The sequence below is a fragment of the Roseiarcus fermentans genome, assembly GCF_003315135.1.
GTDB classification, from domain to species: Bacteria; Pseudomonadota; Alphaproteobacteria; order Rhizobiales; family Beijerinckiaceae; genus Roseiarcus; species Roseiarcus fermentans.
The window spans coordinates 1-1,757 of record NZ_QNRK01000081.1; the positions used below are offsets into that span (position 1 = coordinate 1).

Below are 1,757 nucleotides of genomic sequence, written 5' to 3' on the forward strand. Positions count from 1 at the left end.
CGCGGTGATGCCGGCCCAGGTCAGGTAGGCGGTGTTGACCAGCACCGCGCTGCCGGTGTTGTCGAAACCGCTGCCCATGTTGGCGTTGAGGTCGAAGTGACCGATCAACGGGCCATAGGCGGTGTTCGAAGCCATGTCGAAGCCGAAGTTGGCGCGGGTCGTCCAGCCGATCGCGTTCCGGCTCCAGGTATCGTTGCCTTGGCTGCGGCTGCCTTCGACCAGAATGCGCTGGCTCGAAGCGCCGCCCGAGGCCGTGCCGCCGGTGATCGTGCCGCCGGTGGACACCACGCCCGTGGCGAGCTTAGCGAGAGTGGTCGGATCCGAGCCGCCGCCGCCGACGTAGGCGTTGTAGACGCTGGAGTAGCCGCCCTGGTTGTACTGGGTCGACAGGTTGCCGCCCTCGACCTGGGCGGTGATGTAGCCCGAGAACTTCACGCAGGTGTCGGAGCCCGGCAGGGTCCAGCCGGTGATGCCGCCGACGTTGCAGATCTTGACGTATTGCGCGACAGGAGCGGCCTTCTTCGTGGGTAGATCGGCAGCCTGCGCGCCGGCGACTGCGACGATCGCCGCGGCCGAACCGAGCAAAATGCTCTTGATGAGCGTCATGTGTGACCTCCAGTTGATACCTTTTGGGCGTTGGTTCCTTCCAGTTTCCGGTCCCCCAGCCCGCTCGCGCGAACTCCTGAACCGAAGCCGGTCAGCTCCGTCTTCCCGATTTTGTCGGGGCCGCTGCGTTTGCCTCTGAGACGGACGCTGCGACCCTTCCGCGACCGGGAATCTCCCGCTCACGTCGGAAACATACCGAGACCCGCCGGCCGTTCAATAAACTTCGCGTCAGACTCCGCCCCATGGACATAGTTTGAAGGCCGCCGTTGCATAATTGTCACGCAATCAGGCCCCACTGCCGCCGCAATGTCAGACACGTCGATCGCGTGGTCCGCCGCCCCTGCGGCGGGCGGCGGCCGCAGAGGACGGGCTCGCCCCGGCCCGCACCCCGGCGGGAAGCGCCGTCGCGAGGGACGCTCTCTTGAAAAGGCTTGCGAATCAGGCCTCCCGCAGAAGCCCGTCGCCGTGGACGCGACCGACCGCAACCGGCCCCCGATCTGACCGCCCGCCGGCGTTCTCTCTTCGTGTCGCCAGGGGGGCAGTTCCGGATGTCGCTTGACACGCGACCGCGGGGCGCGCGTTCCGCTCGGGGGCTTCCGGGATGTCGGATGTCGTTCGGCCCGTATTCGCAAGGCGGGCCGGCGCGCTGCGCGGCCCCGTCGCCGGCCCCCGTCGCCGGAGCGGGTTCGAGCGCTCGCGCCGCGAGCGGTCCGGTTCGGGATGCCGCTCCACGGGCGGCGGCGGATTTCGCGGTCCATCGCCCCGCCCGGGGCGGAGTCACGGGTGGTCAGGCCCCGCCGCCGAGCTCCTCCGTTCGGCGACGCGGCTCCCCTTTCGATGTCCGGCCCATGCCGCGACCGGGCTCGCGCCGCCGCGTTCCGGATCGGGCGGAGGGCGCGTCACAAAAAACCCCGGAGCCTGCGCTCCGGGGTTCGGCGTTCCAACCGATCGGGTTGCGATCAGAAGTAACGGGTGATGCGGAGACGGCCGGCGAAGCCGCTCGAGTTGCCTTCCCAGGCGCCCGGGGCGAAGACCGCGCCGCCGACGCCGCCGACATTGTAGACGGTGCCGAGGAAGCCCGAGGGCTTGGTCTGGTTCGTGCTCTGATACATCAACTCGAGGTCGAAGTTCAGGTTGGTGACCGGGTTCCA

At 68.6% G+C, this 1,757-nt stretch carries 2 protein-coding genes; both read right to left on the reverse strand.

From position 1 onward, the window contains the following. Positions 1-606 (reverse strand): porin (locus tag DFR50_RS31075; protein ID WP_210209101.1); only part of this gene is annotated, 606 nt, incomplete at its 3' end. Positions 607-1,565: 959 nt separating this feature from the next. Next, the coding region (locus tag DFR50_RS32430; RefSeq protein ID WP_170153462.1) for a hypothetical protein at positions 1,566-1,757 on the reverse strand (192 nt) is incomplete at its 5' end.